18 protein-coding genes and 2 riboswitches are annotated in these 18,027 nt (G+C 70.4%); of the genes, 5 read left to right on the forward strand and 13 right to left on the reverse strand.

What is annotated here, in order from left to right:
* The first annotated feature begins 22 nt into the window (after positions 1-22).
* The 3 genes from ACQP1V_RS23390 to ACQP1V_RS23400 all read left to right on the forward strand — a co-directional run bounded on the left by ACQP1V_RS23390 (position 23) and on the right by ACQP1V_RS23400 (position 3,216).
* Positions 23-397 (forward strand): hypothetical protein, encoded by a 375-nt coding sequence (locus ACQP1V_RS23390; protein ID WP_433411709.1) that lies wholly within the window; start codon positions 23-25, stop codon positions 395-397.
* A 131-nt stretch (positions 398-528) separates the two neighbouring features.
* On the forward strand, positions 529-1,887 hold the full coding sequence (locus ACQP1V_RS23395; protein WP_433411711.1) for an RNA polymerase sigma factor: 1,359 nt from the start codon (positions 529-531) through the stop codon (positions 1,885-1,887).
* Between the two features lie 354 nt (positions 1,888-2,241).
* The gene (locus tag ACQP1V_RS23400) at positions 2,242-3,216 is read left to right on the forward strand and encodes a LuxR C-terminal-related transcriptional regulator (protein ID WP_433411713.1); all 975 of its coding nucleotides are present in this window, start codon (positions 2,242-2,244) and stop codon (positions 3,214-3,216) included.
* 132 nt (positions 3,217-3,348) lie between these two features.
* On the opposite strand, the gene ACQP1V_RS23405 is transcribed toward ACQP1V_RS23400, so the two are convergent.
* Both ACQP1V_RS23405 and ACQP1V_RS23410 read right to left on the reverse strand, forming a co-directional pair.
* Positions 3,349-4,473, reverse strand: coding sequence for an MFS transporter (locus ACQP1V_RS23405; protein ID WP_387414315.1), 1,125 nt, complete (start codon positions 4,471-4,473; stop codon positions 3,349-3,351).
* A 233-nt stretch (positions 4,474-4,706) separates the two neighbouring features.
* The gene (locus tag ACQP1V_RS23410) at positions 4,707-5,105 is read right to left on the reverse strand and encodes a hypothetical protein (protein WP_433411715.1); all 399 of its coding nucleotides are present in this window, start codon (positions 5,103-5,105) and stop codon (positions 4,707-4,709) included.
* Positions 5,106-5,228: 123 nt separating this feature from the next.
* Between ACQP1V_RS23410 and ACQP1V_RS23415 the strand changes: the two genes are divergently transcribed.
* On the forward strand, positions 5,229-5,807 hold the full coding sequence (locus ACQP1V_RS23415) for a TetR/AcrR family transcriptional regulator C-terminal domain-containing protein (RefSeq protein WP_433411717.1): 579 nt from the start codon (positions 5,229-5,231) through the stop codon (positions 5,805-5,807).
* 30 nt (positions 5,808-5,837) lie between these two features.
* Here the strand turns inward: ACQP1V_RS23415 and ACQP1V_RS23420 are convergent, their stop codons facing one another.
* From ACQP1V_RS23420 to ACQP1V_RS23435, 4 genes are read right to left on the reverse strand one after another with little or no spacing between them, the layout of a single operon-like run.
* Positions 5,838-6,743 carry a MurR/RpiR family transcriptional regulator gene (locus ACQP1V_RS23420; protein WP_433411719.1) on the reverse strand — a complete coding sequence of 302 codons (906 nt, stop codon included), beginning with the start codon at positions 6,741-6,743 and terminating at the stop codon, positions 5,838-5,840.
* Positions 6,744-6,782: 39 nt separating this feature from the next.
* A complete protein-coding gene (locus tag ACQP1V_RS23425) occupies positions 6,783-7,613 on the reverse strand; it encodes a carbohydrate ABC transporter permease (RefSeq protein WP_433411721.1) in 831 nt (276 codons plus the stop codon).
* The gene (locus ACQP1V_RS23430) at positions 7,610-8,578 is read right to left on the reverse strand and encodes a carbohydrate ABC transporter permease (protein ID WP_433411723.1); all 969 of its coding nucleotides are present in this window, start codon (positions 8,576-8,578) and stop codon (positions 7,610-7,612) included. The genes ACQP1V_RS23425 and ACQP1V_RS23430 overlap by 4 nt, the downstream gene beginning before the upstream one ends.
* Complete coding sequence (locus ACQP1V_RS23435; protein WP_433411725.1) at positions 8,557-9,849, reverse strand: extracellular solute-binding protein; 1,293 nt, start codon at positions 9,847-9,849, stop codon at positions 8,557-8,559. Before ACQP1V_RS23435 ends, ACQP1V_RS23430 begins: the two co-directional genes overlap by 22 nt.
* A 655-nt stretch (positions 9,850-10,504) precedes the next feature.
* On the opposite strand from ACQP1V_RS23435, the gene ACQP1V_RS23440 reads away from it, so the two are divergent.
* Positions 10,505-10,705: a DUF5999 family protein gene (locus ACQP1V_RS23440; RefSeq protein ID WP_067133568.1), complete on the forward strand. Its 201-nt coding sequence runs from the start codon at positions 10,505-10,507 to the stop codon at positions 10,703-10,705.
* A 103-nt stretch (positions 10,706-10,808) separates the two neighbouring features.
* On the opposite strand, the gene ACQP1V_RS23445 is transcribed toward ACQP1V_RS23440, so the two are convergent.
* The 7 genes from ACQP1V_RS23445 to ACQP1V_RS23475 form a co-directional block, all read right to left on the reverse strand.
* Entirely contained in the window at positions 10,809-11,405 is a 597-nt protein-coding gene (locus tag ACQP1V_RS23445; protein WP_433411727.1) for an alpha/beta hydrolase family protein, read from the reverse strand.
* A 5-nt stretch (positions 11,406-11,410) separates the two neighbouring features.
* Positions 11,411-11,923 carry a hypothetical protein gene (locus ACQP1V_RS23450; protein WP_387414307.1) on the reverse strand — a complete coding sequence of 171 codons (513 nt, stop codon included), beginning with the start codon at positions 11,921-11,923 and terminating at the stop codon, positions 11,411-11,413.
* Positions 11,924-12,049: 126 nt separating this feature from the next.
* The gene (gene gcvP / locus ACQP1V_RS23455; RefSeq protein ID WP_433411730.1) at positions 12,050-14,908 is read right to left on the reverse strand and encodes an aminomethyl-transferring glycine dehydrogenase; all 2,859 of its coding nucleotides are present in this window, start codon (positions 14,906-14,908) and stop codon (positions 12,050-12,052) included.
* Positions 14,909-14,960: 52 nt separating this feature from the next.
* Positions 14,961-15,082: riboswitch (glycine riboswitch) on the reverse strand.
* Positions 15,083-15,173: riboswitch (glycine riboswitch) on the reverse strand.
* 152 nt (positions 15,174-15,325) lie between these two features.
* The gene (locus tag ACQP1V_RS23460; protein WP_387414303.1) at positions 15,326-15,943 is read right to left on the reverse strand and encodes a MerR family transcriptional regulator; all 618 of its coding nucleotides are present in this window, start codon (positions 15,941-15,943) and stop codon (positions 15,326-15,328) included.
* A gap of 151 nt (positions 15,944-16,094) precedes the next feature.
* Positions 16,095-16,565 carry a bifunctional nuclease family protein gene (locus ACQP1V_RS23465; protein WP_157570373.1) on the reverse strand — a complete coding sequence of 157 codons (471 nt, stop codon included), beginning with the start codon at positions 16,563-16,565 and terminating at the stop codon, positions 16,095-16,097.
* Between the two features lie 73 nt (positions 16,566-16,638).
* Positions 16,639-17,295 carry a transcriptional regulator FtsR gene (ftsR, locus tag ACQP1V_RS23470; RefSeq protein ID WP_387414302.1) on the reverse strand — a complete coding sequence of 219 codons (657 nt, stop codon included), beginning with the start codon at positions 17,293-17,295 and terminating at the stop codon, positions 16,639-16,641.
* Positions 17,296-17,320: 25 nt separating this feature from the next.
* A complete protein-coding gene (locus ACQP1V_RS23475; RefSeq protein ID WP_067133549.1) occupies positions 17,321-17,824 on the reverse strand; it encodes an FHA domain-containing protein in 504 nt (167 codons plus the stop codon).
* Between the last annotated feature and the right edge of the window lie 203 nt (positions 17,825-18,027).

The following is an 18,027-nucleotide window of genomic DNA, read 5'->3' on the forward strand; positions in this document are numbered from 1 at the left end:
ACATTTGAGGGAGGACGTCCATATGAAGCCGGATCGCAGGATGCTGATCTCCGCGGGTGTCGTCACCGCCATCGTGGTGGGCGGGGTCTCCGTGGCCACCACCGCCTCGGCGGGACGCCTCGAGCAGGCGGTCAAGGAGCAGGCCGACCAGGCCCGCGCCAAGGAAGCCCAGAAGAAGACGGCCCCCGCGCCGACCCGTCAACCGGTGGCCCCGGCCGTCGAGGAGACGGGCACGCTGCCCGAGGAGCTCGTCGACGTCCTCCCCGACGTGGTGGAACGGCACCTCAGCGTGGATCCGGGCGCGACCGCCGACCACTGGACGACCGAGCGGCTCCAGGGCGCCGAGCCCATGCCGATGCCCCAGGTCAGCATCAGCGTCGTCACCCCGTCGGACTGACCTCCCCGCGTACTGGGGGAACAAACTCGGCTCGCGGACGTTATTGATACAGGCGCGCAGCGCCGCCACAACCGCCGCGCCCCGCTCATTGCCACCCAGTACGACGTTCTCCGTCAGGAGGAGGTGTCCTCATGCCCCCGACCGCCGTGGCGACCTCGCCCGAGCGTGTGGCGACCCCGATGACGACTCTGGACCAGCTCATGGACCGGGGCCGCACGAACGGTCACCTTTCCCTCTCGGAGCTTCGCGAGGCGTTCGGCCAGGCCGGCGTCGCGCCCACCGAGGCCCGCAGCATCCTGCGTGAGCTCAGCGAGGCCGGCGTAGAGCTGACGGAGTCGGAGCCGGCGAAGAAGGGGCCCCGCGCCTCCGCCAAGGCCGCGACCGCCAAGGCCGCGAAGCCCGCCAAGCCACGCAAGTCCGCGAAGCGCAAGTCCGCCGCGGGCGCCGACGAATCGTCGGCCGACCTCGCCCTCGACGATGACGAGGATGAGGAGTCGACCGGCGAGAAGGCCGGGGCGGAGGAGTCGTCCGACGACAGCGCCCCGATCGACCTCGACGACAACTCCTCCGTCATGGGCGACTCCGTCCACACGTACCTCAAGTCGATCGGCCGGCGCACCCTGCTGACCGCCGCGCAGGAGGTCGAGCTGGCCAAGCGCATCGAGGCCGGCCTGTACGCGGAGCACAAGCTGGAGACCGCGCTGGAGAGCGGCGAGGTCCTGCGCCCCGAGGTCCGCGACGACCTCGAGTGGGTCATCGAGGACGGCAGGCGCGCCAAGGACCACATGCTGGAGGCCAACCTGCGCCTCGTCGTGTCGGTGGCCAAGAAGTACACCGACCGCGGCATGGCCCTGCTCGACGTCGTCCAGGAGGGCAACCTCGGCCTGATCCGCGCGGTCGAGAAGTTCGACTACACCAAGGGCTACAAGTTCTCCACGTATGCCATGTGGTGGATCCGACAGGCGATCCAGCGCGGCTTCGCCGACTCGGCCCGGACGATCCGGCTGCCCGTCCACGTGCTGGAGATGCTGTCCAAGCTGTCCCGCGTGGAGCGCGACATGCACCAGCGCCTCGGCCGGGAACCCTCCCCCGAGGAGCTGGCGGTCGAGCTGGACAAGACGCCCGACCAGATCGAGGAGCTGCTGCGGACGAGCAGGCAGCCGATCAGCCTCGACTCCACGATCGGCGAGGACGGCGAGACCCGCATCGGCGACCTGATCGAGGACGTGGACTCCCCCGAGGCGTCCGAGGTCGTGGACCGGCAGCTCCTGGCCGAGCAGCTCAAGGGCGTGCTCGGGAACCTGACGCCGCGCGAGGCGAAGATCATGGCGCTCCGGTTCGGTCTGGCCGACGGCAAGCCGCACACCCTCGACGAGATCGGCAAGTTCCTGGGCCTCACCCGGGAGCGGATCCGCCAGCTCGAGAAGGAGTCGCTGTCCAAGCTCCGCCACCCGAGCAACACCCGTCCGCTGCTCGACTGGGCCAGCTGAGCGGCCCGGCGGACGCCACACGAGACGAGACGGTCCGCGCCCCGCGAAGGGGCGCGGACCGTTTTTCCATGACCGCTGACAGAGCCGCGCGGGGTCCGTTGTCGGCCCGTAGTCCGACGGCCATCCACCTCACCACACCCGCCCAAATTGGACTATTCGCGTCATCGCGCACCGACTACAACAATAACTCGAACATGTGCGTTCGAGTTAGCCGGGCGAGTGGCTGATGAGGCATCCGGAGCACGCCATGGCGTGAATCAGCCACCCAGGCGTGGATCATCCGAATTTGGCGGCGAAGGCGCCCGATGTCATCGTTGTCGCATCCTTGATACCGAAACGGGGGTGCCGGGGTCGGTGACCGACGCGTCTCATACCGAGAAAGAGCGCCATGTCCGCATGCTGTACGCGCGGATGCACGAGCAGGGCGAGTCCCTCGCGGAGGCCACGGCGCAACTCGGATTGTCAGTCGACGATCTCAGGCAGGCCCAGGACGGCCTGGTACGCCTCGGCCTGCTGGACACCGAGACGGAGACCACCGTCGACGCGACCGTGGCACTGACCCGCAACCTTCAGAACAGCCACCGCATGCTGGACCGGCTGGTCGAACACCACGTCAAGGCGGCCTCTCTCACACAGAACTACCTCGGGTTCACCCGGCATGCGAACGACGACCTCCGCGTCGAGTTCTACGAGCGCGAGCGGCTGGCGGCGCTCAACAACCGGATCGACGAACTGGCGGACCTGGCCCAGCTGGAGGTGATGGCGATGCACCCGGCGGCGAACTGGACTCCGGAGCAGTTGAACGCCGACGACACCCGCACCAGGCGCCACATGGGCCGAGGCGTGCGGGTACGCGCTCTGCACGCCCAAGCGATGCTCTCCCACCCGACGTTCCGCGATCGGCTACGAGCACGGAGGGACGAGGGGATGGAGATCCGGGTCGCGCCGGTGATCCCGACCCGGATGCTCATCTATGACCGGCAGGTCGCGGTCGTGCAGGCCGACCCCGAGGATCTGGACGGCGGCGCCGTACTGATCCGCGGACGTGACGTGGTCAGGTCTCTCGCGGCGCTTTACCAGTTCTGCTGGACGAATGCGTCCGAGTTGGTCGACGTCCCGCGCTCGGCGGACGACGCGGCGCTCACCGAGCAGCAGCGAGCCGTGCTGCGCCTGCTGGCCACGGGCGCCAAGGACGACGCCATCGCCCGCGGCCTCGGCGTCTCGACGCGTACGGTGACCCGCCTGGTGGGCGAGCTCACGACCATGCTCGGAGCGGGCAGCCGCTTCCAGGCCGGGGTGCGCGCCGCGCGACTCGGCTGGCTCGACTGACGGACCCATGCGCTGAGCTGTCGGTTTCCGGTGGCTCCCGGCGGCGGGACGGGGACATTGCGTTCCGCGCGGCCATCACCGCCGCGGGCAGGAGGTGCCGGCCGGGACGCAGCGGCCGGGCGCGCGAGATCGTCAGGTCGTGACGCGCCGCAAGACGAACGGTACGAGAAGGAACGCCACGCCCGCGGTGAGGAAGGCGCCGGCCCCCGCTGCGCCGACGACCCCGCCGGCCAGCGCGGCCAGCGGTGGAACGGCGGGTTGCGCCACGCCCCAAGACGACCCTTGAAAGGCGAACCAGCGAGATCGTTCCCGCTCCGGGGCGGCATCGGCGATCATCGACTGCCAACGGCCGAGCAGCACGCCGTTCACTGCGGTGCAGGCCAGGTAGGCCGCGACGGTGAGCTGCGGATTCGCGGTGATGGCCATGACGATCGCAAGCAATCCCAGCAGTAACGTGCCGACGCTGAGAATCACCCCATGAGCGCGCCCTGTCAGCAGCCGTTTGGTCACCCAAAGGGCGAATGGAGCCAGGACGGCCGCGCCCGCCAACGTCAGCCCGGGAACCCACGCGGGCACGCCCCGCTCCAACAGCGCCAGGGGCAGGTACATCATCACCGCCAGGTAGCCGACCGCGAACGCGAGACTCGCCACGGTGAGGCGTACCAACGCAGCGGGCGGGCGCCAGCGCGCGTCCGGGGTGACGCGCCGCGCGACGCGCGTGCCTTCGCGCGGCAGGAACGCCACGGCCACTGCGGACGCCGCCAGGCAGGTGAGCGCATCGGCGATCACCAGCCAGCGCACGCCAAGCGGGAGCAAGACGGCGGCGAGCAGCCCCGCGGCCGCTCCGGCCGCGGTCAACGCCACGCCCAACAGCGCATAGGTCGCATGCCGTCGCTCGCCGGAGCTCGCCCGCGCCAGCAGCTCCTGCGTCGCGGGCTCGTAGATCTCGAAGGCCAACCCGACCAGCGCGATCGTGATCAGCACCTGCGCCGGAGTCTGGGCGAGAGCCAGAGCGATCAGCGACAGGCCGGTGGCGGCGAGCCCCGCGGCAAGGACGCGGCCGGGCGGCCAGCGATCGAGCAGGAGCGCTCCGGCCCAGCGAGACAGAAGTGCCGTGACGCCGAAAACCGCCAGTGCCACCACGGCGAGATCCGGTCCGGCCAGCACCGCCAGGAAGGACAGCGCGTAGGCGCCGAGCTGGTTGAGGATCCGCACCCACAACAACGTCCTGGCCGCCGGGGGCAGTGACCTGAGCATTCCGTCCTCCGTTGCGGCGAACAAAGGCGTCATGCTCGCATGAGCGACCGACAATTTGCCTGGTACGGCGTATCTATCGCCGCCGAGCACGTCGGCCGACGGGGGTCGAGGGAGCCCGTCTCCGTCACACGGCTGAGACAAGGGCGGCGGCTCGCACGCCGCGGACGCCACACGAAACGAGACGGCCCGCGCCCCCGAAAGGGGCGCGGGCCGTCTTTCAACCGGCGGCGGCCTCAGCGGGCCGCGACGGACGCGCGCGGCACCCGGACGATGCCGGTGAGCCGGTGGGCCTCCCGCAGCGTGCGCAGGCGGTTCACCTCGGCGGTCCACATGGCGCCCTTGGGCGTGGCCTTGCCCTTCCTGCGGCGGATGCGGTCGTCGTACGACTTCACGCCGAAGGTCGCGCGCTGCACGGCCTCCGCCGCGCGCAGGGCGTCGGTGAGCGCGAGGTCCAGGGCGAGACCGGCCTCGCGCAGCTCCTCGGTGGAGGCCTCTGCGGCCTGCTTCTCCCTCAGGGCGCGCTCAGCCTCCCTCGCCTTCTCCAGCAGGTCGTGGTATCCCTTTCCGACCTCCTGGTCGGCGTGGTACCTGACCTCCGCCTCCCGGCTCACACGCGGACGGAAAAACGCCATCGAAGGTCCTCCAGATCGGGCAGATATCGCTGGCCGTAGCGTACGCCGTTTCGCCGCGACCCTCACATCCGGGCCGGGCAACGTCCTTTACACAGTAAGGTCAACTGTGGCAGCATGATCCACATGCCTGCCAAGCGACCGCCGGTCCCGCTCTCCCTCGAACGCATCATCGACGCCGCGCTGCACATCGCCGACGGGCAGGGGCTGCGGCGGCTGACCATGCGCCGCCTCGGCGACGCGCTCCAGGTGGAGGCCATGGCGATCTACCATCACCTCCCCCGCGGCAAGGAGGCGCTGATGGACGCCCTGGCCGAGCACGTGACGACCGTGCGGGTGGAGGCCGAGGGAAGCTGGCAGGACCGCGCCCGCGCCTGGGCCCGGTCCGGCCGCGCCGCGCTGCTGGAGCACCCCGGCGTGCTGTCGCTCGCGCTCACCAAGCCGCCCAAGGGCACCGCGCTGATCTCGATCAGGGACCAGACGGAGCAACTCGCCGAGGCCGGGCTCGCGGGCGCGGCGGACGCCGTGCGGGCGCTGCGGGCGTACGTCTTCGGCAGCGTGGCCGTCGAGGTGCAGCAGTCCGGGTGGGCCGACCCCGACGCGACCGTGCGGGACGCGAAGACCGTCCAGGGCGAGGAGGAGTTCGAGCGGGGCCTGGACGCCCTCCTCTCCGGCCTCCAGGCCGCCGGGCACCGTCCAGGCTGACGGCCGTCGGCAGAGACGACCTCAGGAGCTTCAGGAGTACGGTCGCGCCCCCTTGCGCCGGCGGCTGCCGATCGCGCGGTAGGTGTCCTCCAGGGCGGTCAGGGTCTCGTCGTACGTACGCTGGGCGGCCACTCCGACGAAGAGGCAGTCGACGACGGTGAGCTGGGCGATCCGGCTGCCCATCGCGCCGAAGCGGAACGGGGTCTCCCGGGCCGCGGTCTTCAGCACGATGTCGGCCAGCTCGGTGATCGGCGACGGGTGGAAGTTCGTGATCGCGATCGTGGTCGCCCCGTGGTCGGCGGCGATCCGCAGCGCCTCCAGGACGTCGACCGTGGCGCCCGTGTGCGAGATGCCGATCGCGACATCCGCCTCGCCCAGCAGCGCCGCCGAGGTGAGCGCGCTGTGGAAGTCCCGCCAGGCGAACGCCGTCAGCCCGATCCGGTGCAGCTTCTGACGCAGGTCGTCCGCGACGTAGCCGCTCGCCCCCGCGCCGTAAAGATCGACCCGGCGGGCCGCGATGATCGCGTCGACCGCGCGCCCCAGCGCCGTGACGTCGAGGTGCTCGGCGGTATCCGCCACCGCGCGGGAGTCGCTGTAGCCGATCTTGGCGACGATCTCCTCGAGTGGATCGTCGGCGGTGATGTCGCCGCCGAGCGGGCGGGCGCCGCCGTCCCGCGACGCCTCCAGCGCCATCTCGCGGGCGAGCGCGAGCCGCAGCTCGGTGTAGCCGCGCAACCCGATGGCCCGGCAGAACCGCAGCACCGTGGTCTCCGAGGTGCCGCACTTGCGGGCGAGCACGCCGATGGACAGGTCGGCGACGCCCTGAGGGTCGGCCAGCACCGCGCGCGCGACCCGCTGCTCGGCGGGCCGCAAGGACGGGATCGCGCCGCGTAACCGCACCAGGATGCCGCTCGAGTAGTCGTCGCCGGCGTCCACGCCGCCTCCCCATAGGTCTCCGGAACGTACGATGCGTGCCTACTTGCTCATGCCGGCGGTCAACCCGGCGATGATCTGCTTGGTCGCCAGGACGAACAGCACGAACAGCGGCGCCGTGGCGAGGACCAGCCCGGCGAACAGCGCCGACCAGTCGGTCGTGTACTCGCCGAAGAACTGCGACAGCCCGCGTGGGATGGTGAACTTCTCGTCGGAGCGCAGCAGCACCAGCGGGTAGAGGAACTCATGCCACAGCGGCACGAACTGGAACAGCGTCACCGACGCCAGCGCGGGCCGCACCAGTGGAAGCATGATCTGCCCGAAGATCCGGAACTCGCCGGCCCCGTCGAGCCGGGCCGCCTCGTCCAGCTCTCCGGGCAGGGAACGATAGAACGCCGACAGCACGAAGACGCAGAACGGCACCCCGGACGCGGCGTACAGCAGCGTGAGCCCGAGCAGCGAGTCGATCAACCCCATGGAGTCCATGAGGTAGAAGATCGGCACCAGGCCCAGCCGGATCGGCAGCATCAGCCCGGCCAGGAAGTACGCGCCGAGGAAACGGCTGCCGAAGAAGTCGTGGCGGGCCAGCGGGTAGGCCGCCAGCGCGGACACCGCGGTGCCGATCAGCACCGCGCCGCCGGTGACGATCAGCGAGTTCAGGAAGTAGGTGCTGAACGACGCGTCCGTCCACACCTTGAGGTAGCTGTGCAGCGTGGGCGACGTCGGCAGCCGCAGCGGCGCGGTGAAGATCTCGCTGGTCGGCCGCAGCGAATTGAGCAGCATGACCACCAGCGGCAGCAGCGCGACGACCGCGTACCCCCACAGCAGCAGGTGGACGGCGACCCGCCCCGGAGCCCGGCGCGCGGACGTCACACCAGCCTCCTTTCGCGGCGGCGGAAGTACGAGGTGGCCAGCAGCGACACCCCGAAGATGAACACGAACATCAGCACGGCGAGCGCCGACGACCGCCCGATCGCCTCCACGCCGCCCTCCACGAACCCGACCCGGTAGAACAGCAGACCGAGCACGTCGGTCGAACCCGCCGGAGATCCGGACGAACCGGCCATCGCGTAGACCAGCCCGAAGGCGTTGAAGTTGCCGATGAACGTCAGCACGCTCACCACGCCGATCGCCGGGGTGAGCAGCGGCAGCGTCACCCGCCGGAACGCCTGCCACGCCGACGCGCCGTCGACCCGGGCCGCCTCGTGGTACTCGGCCGGGATCCCGGCGAGCGCGGCGGAGAACAGCAGCATGGGGAAGCCCACCCACTGCCACGCGTTGACCAGGATGACGATCGGCAGCGCCGTACGCGTGTCACCCAGCCAGGGCAACGCCCACGAGTCCAGCCCGACCGCATCGAGGAACGCGTTGACCGGGCCGAACGTCGGGTTGAGCAGCAGGCTCCAGAGGTAGCCGACGACCAGCGGGTCCACCAGGTACGGCGTGGTGAACGCGGCCTGCAGGAACCGCTTGCCCCGGCCGTACCGGAACAGCAGGAGGGCGAAGAGCAGCCCGACCGTGTTCTGGATCAGCATGGTCCCGCCGAAGAACAGCGCGTTGTGCCCGAACGCCCGCCACAGCTGCTGGTCGTACGGGTAGACGCTGAGCAGGTCCCGGTAGTTGCCGAGTCCGGCGAACCCCGTCTGCCGGATCCCGCGCCACTCGAAGAAGCTGTAGTCGAGCGCGCTCACCAGCGGATAGACGATGAAGACCGAGTAGAGCAGGAGCGCGGGCAGCAGGAAGACGGCCAGCACCCGCCAGCGCGGCGCGTACCGGCGGCGGGCGCCGGTACGTGCCGCGCGACGTCGGGGAACGCTCAGTTCCCTGGCTTGAACCACTGCTCGACGCCCTTCTGCACACTCGCGGCGACCGCCTCGGGGTCGGTCTGGCCCGTGAGCATCTTCTGCACCTCGTCCCGGAAGACCGCGTCACCGTTCGGCTGGCCGTACCGGAAGTTCACGAGCAGCGTGTACGGCGCGCCGTTGCCGGCGTAGTTCTTGGCCATCTCGGCCAGTAGCGGGTCCGACGGCGTGACCCCGGGGACCGCGGAGAGCTGCTTCAGCTCGGTCGAATAGAGCTCTCCGAACTCCGGCGTCGCCATCCACTTGACCAGTTCGAGCGCCTCGGCCTGGTGGGCCGACTTGGCGTTGACGCCGAACGAGCCGTCGGCCCAGCCCGGCGTGACCGGTGTGGTCACCGGGGAGCCGGGCGGTGGCGGCACCTGGAAGATGCCGAGTTCCAGGCTCGGGTCGGCCGCGAGCACGGGCGCCAGGTCGAAGGTGCCCGTCGGGTACATCGCGGCCTTCCCGGTGACGAACAGCGCCTGGACGTCGGGGACCTTGACGGCCACCACGTCCTTGGGGAAGTACGGCTCCAGGTCCTTGATCAGCTTGACGGAGGCCGTGAAGTCGGGATCGGTGAACTTCTTCTCACCCTTGACCAGCGCGTCCCGGAAGGCGGTGCTGCCGTAGCGGGCGTTGCCGAAGATCTCATGGGTGATCGGCAGCGTCCAGGTGGCGTCGGGGCCGGCCGCGACGGCGAACGGCGTGATCCCGGCGGCCTTCAGCTTCTTGGCCGCCGCGATCATGTCGTCCCAGGTGGCGGGCGCCTCGATGCCGTTGTCACTGAAGAGCTTCTTGTTGTAGAGCACCTGGAGCGTCTGGTACGCGAACGGCACGCCGTAGATCTTGCCGTCCGTGTGGCCCTTGGAGCCCTCCAGCAGTTTGGCGTCGAAGCCGGACAGCGCCTCCACCTTGCCGTCCAGCGGGAGGAGCTGGCCCGCCTCGACCAGCGGCTGGAGCCCGCCGTACGCCCGGAGCTGGGCGACGTCGGGACCGCCGCTGCTGGACAGGCCCGTCGCCAGGATGTTGTTGTACTCGGTGGCCTGGAACGGCTTGAACTCGACGTGGATCTTCGGGTGCGACTCCTCGAATTTGGCGAGGATCTTCTCGTACGCCTTGACGTCCTCCACCCGCCACGACCACAGGCTGAGGGTGACCTTGTCGGCGCCCGCCTTGTCGCCCTGGTCGGACGCGCCGCCGCCGGGCGCGCACGCCGCCAGTGCCACCGCGAGCACCCCGATCGCCCCCGCGATCCACCTTCTCTTCATGAGACTTCCCTTCGGCCCGCAGTTCCGTTCGTTCTCACCGAGGGTCGGGTTCACCACGTGGCTCGAGGTCCGGCCCACGCCACGAACAGGACGAACAGGGCGCCGTCGTACGGGTTTCCGGTCCTCGACGTGACGTCACCCACCCCTGACATGTAGGAAAATGTCCGCCAAGGTCACCGCGTTGACTGGAAGTTACTTACATCCGACCCTGATGGTCAACGCTTTCTTTACGGAAACTTCACGCGGGCCCGCTCCCCGTACAGATGGGCCACCACGTCGCTGCGCGAGGCCCGGCCGCCTGAACAGCGGGGTCGAGATCCGGCCTCCGGGTGACGCCGCGAAACGACGCGGGGGCGGCGTGGAGACGGCGCGGAGAACCGTAATCTGCCGGTTATCAGACGGACGGCGTGTCGAGCTTGGACCGTTATCTTCCCTGAGGCAATCTTGTGGAATAGCTCACAACGTGGTGAGCGGAACCCGCGCGGGCGCCCCCGGCCCCTCCCCAGGACCGGCCGAAACCGTCCTAACGGACTATGTCGCCACGTGGCGAGCGAGCGGCACACTGGTATTGGCACCAATGTGCTGTCAGTCACACACCAACCCCAGACGCCCGCCGCCCGCGTGCGGGCGAACGATAAGACACGGAGCCCCGGCGATGTGCCCTCATAGCCCGTCCTGTCCGAGCGCGGATGCGAAGGACCGCGAAGCGGCCCGCACCGTAGCGGCCCACCCCGAGCAGGGGTGGAGCCTGCTGTGCAACGGCGTCGTCCTCTTCGAGGACACCGGCGAGCTGCTGCCCGACGGTGTCGCCATCGCCCCGCACCGCCCGACCGACCTGGCTTCCAGCGCCGCCTGATCGGCATCGTGGCCGGGTCACCCGGCTGGTCCGTCCAGCCGGGCCCCTTCCCGTCGCCCCGTCCGGCGACGGGCTCAGGTACCTTTTCGCCGCCTGCTCCGGCTCAGGCCCGCAGCCGCGCCAGCAGCCACCGGGCCACCTCCTCGCCCACCCGGGCGGGATCCTTCTTCAGATCGTGCCCCTCACCCGGCAGCACCACGAGCCGTGCCGCGTCGGACTCCTCGGGCACTCCGAACGGGTCGCGATCCCCGTTGATCACCAGAACGTCCGTACCCGCCTGCCTCAGCTCATCCGCTCTGGAGCGTTCCGGCTTGCCCGGCGGGTGTAGCGGGAACGCCAGCGCGACCACCGCGTCCGCCCCCACCGCCCGGGCGGTACGGCAGGCGACCCGCGCGCCGTTGCTCCGCCCGCCCTGCACAAGAGGCAGCTCCGGATGGCGGGCCCGCAACTCCTCGATCATCGCGATCCACGCCTCGTCCTGCCGCACCGCCGAGCCCGGCGCGCGGGCGCCTCTGAGCCGGAACGGCTGGGTCACCCGGGCGACCGTCCCGCCGATGGCCAGGACGGCGTCGCGTACGGCGAGCAGGTCGGGCGCGTCCACTCCCCCGGACGAGCCGTGCGTGAGGACGAGCAGCAGCCGCGGGTCGGCCGCCTCGTCCACCTCGGCCCGTCCCGGGCCGTGCGGTGTCTGTAGCTCCACCGGGGTCAGGTTACCGAGGGGCGCACGTCCCTGCTGAGGCGGAGCCGCACCTCCTCGGCCAGCGCCGTGTCGGGGTGGGCCAGGCCATACCGCCAGACGGTCTCGGCGTCGCCGTCCCGGCCGCGCAGCGGCAGGACGCGGGCGAGCAGCTCGATGGCGAGCCCCCCGGTGCCGGCGTCGACGCCGTCGCCCTCCTCGACCGCTCCGGCGAACTCGCCGCAGGCCATGTCCAGGTGGGCGAGGCCGAGCAGGATCCGCAACCGGGCGGGCTCGGCGACGCCGGGCACGGACAGGGCGCGCAGCAGGAGGTCGGCGGCCTGCCCCGGCTCGCCGTCCTCCAGCAGCCGCTCGGCCATCCGCTCGGCGACGTCGGAGAGCCCCGCCGCGCCCTCCTGCCGGTCGGGCGCGTCTCCGTCGGCCGCGACCTCCGCGAAGATCGCGGCGGCGGCGTCGAGATCGCCCGCCTCGGCCAGCCCGCGTGCGCGGTCGATCTGCCGTCCGGGGTCGATGGCCGTCATGCCGGGCCCTCCAAAATCGGGGATCGGCAAGATCCTAACGACCGGCGGGCCCGCGCGGGGAGGACATCCGCATGATGACGGCCCGCTTCCGTTCCGGGCCCGCGGTCCTCCCCGCGCTCACTCCGCTCAGTCCTCGTACGCCTCCAGGGGAGGGCAGGAGCAGACGAGGTTGCGGTCCCCGTACGCCTGGTCGATGCGGCGGACCGGCGACCAGTACTTGTTCTCCCGCAGCGCGGACACGGGGTAGGCCGCGACCGTGCGCGAGTAGGGGTGCGGCCACTCGTCGGCGACCAGGCAGGCGGCCGTGTGCGGCGCGTTCCGCAGCGGGTTGTCCGTCGGGTCGTACTCCCCGGACGCGACGCGGGCGATCTCGCCGCGGATGGCGACCATGGCCTCGACGAAGCGGTCCAGCTCGGCCAGGTCCTCGCTCTCGGTGGGCTCGATCATCAGCGTGCCCGCGACCGGGAACGACATCGTCGGCGCGTGGAACCCGTAGTCGATCAGCCGCTTGGCGACGTCGTCCACGGTGACGCCGGTCTCCTTGGTGATCTGCCGCAGGTCGACGATGCACTCGTGCGCGACGAGGCCGTCCCGCCCGGTGTACAGCACCGGGTAGTGCGGGGCGAGCCGCCGGGCCAGGTAGTTCGCCGAGAGGATCGCCTGCTCGGTCGCCTGGCGCAGCCCCTCGCCGCCCATCATCCTGATGTACGCCCAGGAGATCGGCAGGATGCCCGCGGAGCCGTACGGCGCGGCGGAGACGTCGCCCGAGCCCCGGCCGGGGAGGTAGGGGGCGAGGTGGGCCTTGACCGCCACCGGCCCGACACCCGGCCCGCCGCCGCCGTGCGGGATGCAGAACGTCTTGTGCAGGTTGAGGTGGCTGACGTCCGCGCCGAACTCGCCGAGCCTGGCCAGGCCGACGAGGGCGTTGAGGTTGGCGCCGTCGACGTAGACCTGTCCCCCGGCCTCGTGGACCCGCGCGCAGATCTCGACGATCGTCTCCTCGTACACCCCGTGGGTGGACGGGTACGTCACCATGATCGCGGCGAGCGCGTCGCGGTGCTTGTCGATCTTGGCGGCCAGGTCGGTGAGGTCGACGTTGCCGTTGTCGTCGCAGGCGACGACGACGACCCGCATCCCGGCCATGACCGCGCTGGCCGCGTTGGTGCCGTGCGCGGACGACGGGATCAGGCAGATGTCCCGGCCGCCCTCGCCGCGCCCGTGGTGGTAGGCGCGGATGGCGAGCAGCCCGGCGAACTCGCCCTGGGAGCCCGCGTTCGGCTGGATCGACACCGCGTCGTAGCCGGTGACCTCGGCGAGCCAGCCCTCGAGGGTCTCGATCAGCTCGACGTAGCCCGCCGCCTGCTCGGCCGGGACGAAGGGGTGGATGCCGGCGAACTCCGGCCAGGTGATCGGCTCCATCTCGGTGGTCGCGTTCAGCTTCATCGTGCAGGAGCCGAGCGGGATCATCGAGCGGTCGAGGGCGACGTCCTTGTCCTGGAGCCGGCGCAGGTAACGCAGCATCGCCGTCTCGGACCGGTACGAGTGGAACACCGGGTGGGTCAGGAAGTCACTGGTCCGGGCAAGGTCGGCCGGCAGCGCGTCCGGGGTCACCCGGTCCAGGTCGTCGATCACGGCGCCGTCGGCGGAGCCGGGCACGCCGAAGGCGGCCCACACGATCTCCAGGTGCTCGGCCGCGGTCTTCTCGTCGCAGGCGACCGCGACGTGGTCGGCGTCCACGGGCCGGACGTTGACGCCCGCCGCCTCGGCGGCGGCCACGACCTGGGCGGCGCGCCCGGGGACGCGGGCCACGACGGTGTCGAAGAACTCCTCGTGCGCGACCTCGACGCCGCCCTGACGCAGCCCGGCGGCGAGCACGGCCGCGTGGCGGTGGACGCGCTGGGCGATCCGTCGCAGGCCGTCCGGACCGTGGTAGACGGCGTACAGGGAGGCCATGACGGCGAGCAGGACCTGCGCGGTGCAGATGTTGCTGGTCGCCTTCTCCCTGCGGATGTGCTGCTCGCGGGTCTGCAGCGCGAGCCGGTAGGCGGGCCGCCCGTCCGCGTCGACGGAGACGCCGACCAGGCGTCCGGGCATCTGCCGCTGGAGGCCCTCGCGTACGGCCATGTAGGCGGCGTGCGGGCCGCCGAAGCCGAGGGGGACGCCGAACCGCTGGGAGGAGCCGACGGCGATGTCCGCGCCCAGCTCGCCGGGCGACGCCAGCAGCGTCAGCGCGAGCAGGTCGGCGGCGGCGACCACCTGCGCGCCCGCCGTGTGCGCCCGCTCGGCGAGCGCGCGGAAGCTCGCCACCCGCCCGCTCGCCCCGGGGTACTGCACCAGCACGCCGAAGCACTCGGGCAGCGCGACGCCGGGGTCGGCGAGGTCCGCCTCGACGAGGGTGATGCCGAGCGGCTCGGCCCGGGTCGCGAGGACCGCCTTGGTCTGCGGCAGCGCGTCGGTGTCGACGACGAAGACGTCACTCTTGACCTTGCTGGCCCGGCGGGCCAGGGTCATCGCCTCGGCGGCGGCCGTGCCCTCGTCCAGGAGCGAGGCCCCGGCCACGTCGAGGCCGGTCAGGTCGGTGATCGCGGTCTGGAAGTTGAGCAGCGCCTCCAGCCGGCCCTGCGAGATCTCCGGCTGGTACGGCGTGTACGCGGTGTACCAGCCCGGGTTCTCCAGCACGTTGCGCAGGATGACGCCCGGCGTGATCGTGTCGTGGTAGCCGAGGCCGATCATCGAGGTGCGGACGCGGTTGCGGCCCGCGATCGCCCGCAGCTCGGCCAGTGCGCGCGTCTCGCTCGCCGCCTCGGGCAGCGCGAGCGGCGTCGTGGTCCGGATCGCCTCGGGTACGGCGACGGCCACCAGGTCGGCCACGGAGGCGTATCCGACGGCCTCCAGCATGCGCGCCTGCTCGGCGTCCGAGGGACCGATGTGACGGGCCGCGAAGGGCGGGCCGGAAAGATCGCGAAGTGGTGACCGGTCGGTCATGTGCAAGCCTCCTGCGGCGGGTCGAGACCTCGGGGGCGCACGCGTGCGCCCGGTCTCCCCCTCTGTCATCGCGACCAGCCGACCGGCGGCGGGACAACGACCTGAGAGCTTCACCCCGGAGGGCTTGCACCGTCGGTGAGCACGCCTGGTGGACGTGCTGCTTTCCAGAGTTGCCTCTCCCGCGCGGTACGGGATGCCTGAGAGATTCCGGGGAGGGTTGCTCCTTCGGCGCCTCTACTAAAGAGGTCTCTCCCGCACGGGGTCGTCGGCTTTCGTCACTCTACCGCTTACCCCGAGGCGGGGCATTCACCCGGTCTCGTGGATTTTCACCCGATCCGCCGCCATATCACCGGTCACAGCCGTTTTCGCTGGTCATATCCGGCTTCGGGGGCGGCGCGGGGCTCTCGCTCGCGGCTCTCAGCCGGTCTTACGGGACTTCCTGCGCTGGGCCAGCTCGTCGGCCGGATGGTCGGCCTCCGAACCCGAGCCGGACTCGGCCCGCTCGCCCGGCAGCTCGGCCAGCGATCCCTCGACTTCCCGCCAGACGCGCCCGAGAGCGATGCCGAACACTCCCTGACCGCCCTGGAGCAGGTCGATGACCTCGTCGGGCGACGTGCACTCGTACACGCTGACGCCGTCGCTCATCAAAGTGATCTGGGCGAGGTCGTTGACTCCCCTGTCCCGGAGATGCTGGACGGCGGTCCGGATCTGCTGGAGCGAGACGCCGGTGTCCAGGAGGCGTTTGACGACCTTGAGCACGAGGATGTCGCGAAAGCTGTACAGGCGCTGCGAGCCGGATCCGTGCGCGGCTCTTATGGTCGGCAGGACCAGCTCCGTCCGGGCCCAGTAGTCGAGCTGGCGGTAGGTGATGCCGGCCGCCGCGCAGGCGGTGGGACCGCGGTACCCGATGTCGTCGGGCAGTCTCATCGGGCGCTCGTCGAACAGCAGTCCCTGCTCACCGGCGCGCTCTCGCGCTGACTGACGGGCCGGATCATGCTGGTCGGCCGCTTTACCCTCGCCGCTGCTGACCGCCACTGCGGACCTCCGGCTTTCTCTCATCCCACGGTCTGATCTGGGGGTTCATGAATTACAACCGTGGATTCCCTTGCACCGTAGGACCGGGGACATTCTCAGTCAACGACCCCGCACGGCGCGTCGTGAAGCGTTAAATTCCCGAAATCAACCCCTACCCGGCACGTCCGAAGTCCTCGGGCGTGATGTTGTCGAGGAACTCCCGGAACTTCTCCACCTCGTCCTCCTGGTCGTCCGGCATGCTCACGCCGGCCTCCCTGAGGACCTCCTCACTGGCGTAGATCGTCGCTCCGGTGCGGAGCGCGAGCGCGATCGAGTCCGAGGGCCGGGCGCTCACCTCCACCCCGTTCGAGAACACCAGATCGGCGAAGAAGATCTGGTCGCGTAGCGCGACGATGTTGACCGTTTGCAGGCGCACCCCCAGCGCCTCCAGCACGTCACGGAACAGATCATGAGTGAGCGGGCGCGGTGGCGGCTCCTCCGCCTGGGCGAGCGCGATGGCCGTCGCCTCGGTCATGCCGATCCAGATCGGCAGGTACCGATCGCCGTTCGTCTCCTTCAGGAGGACGATCGGCTGGTTGGTGGGCATCTCAACGCGAACCCCCACGACCTCCATCTGCAACACGGGCGACTCCGTCTCAAAGTGGCGCGGCATATCACCAGGCCTTCAACGTAACACCCGCTGCGGGTCGGCCCGGTCACTGCCCCAGAACGCGGCGAACACTGCCACGAAGCAACACAGTGTGCAATTCGAGGAGAAGTCCGGATATTTCCCGTCCGGTCTCCTCGGCCTGTCCGATCGCGCCCGGTGCGCGGCGGCGCAGCAGCGGGGCCACGACCTGCTCGACCAGGCTCGCCTCACGCTCGGCCGCGGCCCGGACCATGCGCAGGTGGCGGGCGTGCAGGCCGAACCTGGCCAGCGATCCCACGTTGCGGGCGATCTCCAGGGCGTCCGCGTCGTACCAGCGGGCCACGGAGGCCACCAGGCCGAAGCTCTCCAGCTCGGCGAGGGTGTCCTCGTCGATCTCGGCGGCCCGGAGCAGCTCCTCGCGGCTGAGCCGTGCCGGCGGGGTCTCCTGCGGCAGCGCCCGCGGGCGGGCAGCCTGCTCGTCGAGGTTTTCCTTGATCACGCGGAGCGGGAGGTAGTGGTCACGCTGCGCGGTGAGGATGTAGCGGAGCCGCTCGACATCCGCGTGGGTGAACTTGCGGTACCCCGAGGGACTTCGCTGCGGCTCGATGAGCCCCTCGCCCTCCAGGAAACGAATCTTGGAGATCGTCACGTCGGGGAACTCGCCCTGCAGCAGCGCGAGCACCTCCCCGATGCTCATGAACGCCCGTACCGCCTGCGCGCTCATGACTTACCCGCCCCTCCCTCAGAGATCACTGGCCCCCAAGGCCGCGCATGAAGAACACCAACCGGAACTTGCCGATCTGCACCTCGTCGCCCCCCGTCAGGGGGAACTCCTCTATGCGCTCACGGTTGACGTACGTCCCGTTGAGGCTGCCGACGTCACGGACGGTGAACTGGCCGCCGCGCCGGTAGAACTCCACGTGCCTTCTGGACACCGTCACATCGTCCAGGAAAATGTCGCTCTCCGGGTGGCGACCCGCCGTGGTGAGATCGCTGTCCAGCAGAAAGCGGCTTCCCGCGTTGGGGCCTCGCATGACGACCAGGAGCGCGGTGCCCGGCGGGAGCTGCTCGATGGCCGCCCTGTCGGGCAGCAGGGTCTGCCCCGACTCGTAGTCCACCGCCTCCAGCGAGATCGTCGAGGTGGTGTCGAAAGCGGCCGGCGCCGGAGCGCTCAGCGGGGAACCGCATCTGGAGCAGAAACGGGCATCCTCGGGGTTGGCATGACCGCACTGCGTGCAGTAGACGCTGGGCATCGAACGGCTCGGCCTCTCTTATGACTTGCTCAGACGGCGAATGCCGCAACTTACGCTGATCACGCACAAAGGTCAAGAAAGCGTGCTCGACACGGACTGACCAACGCTACAGCCCCGCACCGCTCAAGGTCCATCCCGCCACACCGTTTCCCGTGTTCCCGAACGTCACAGCTCCCAAGATTTGTGCATGATCGGGGAGATTG

Source organism: Microtetraspora malaysiensis, from assembly GCF_050947145.1.
Lineage (GTDB): Bacteria > Actinomycetota > Actinomycetes > Streptosporangiales > Streptosporangiaceae > Microtetraspora_A > Microtetraspora_A malaysiensis.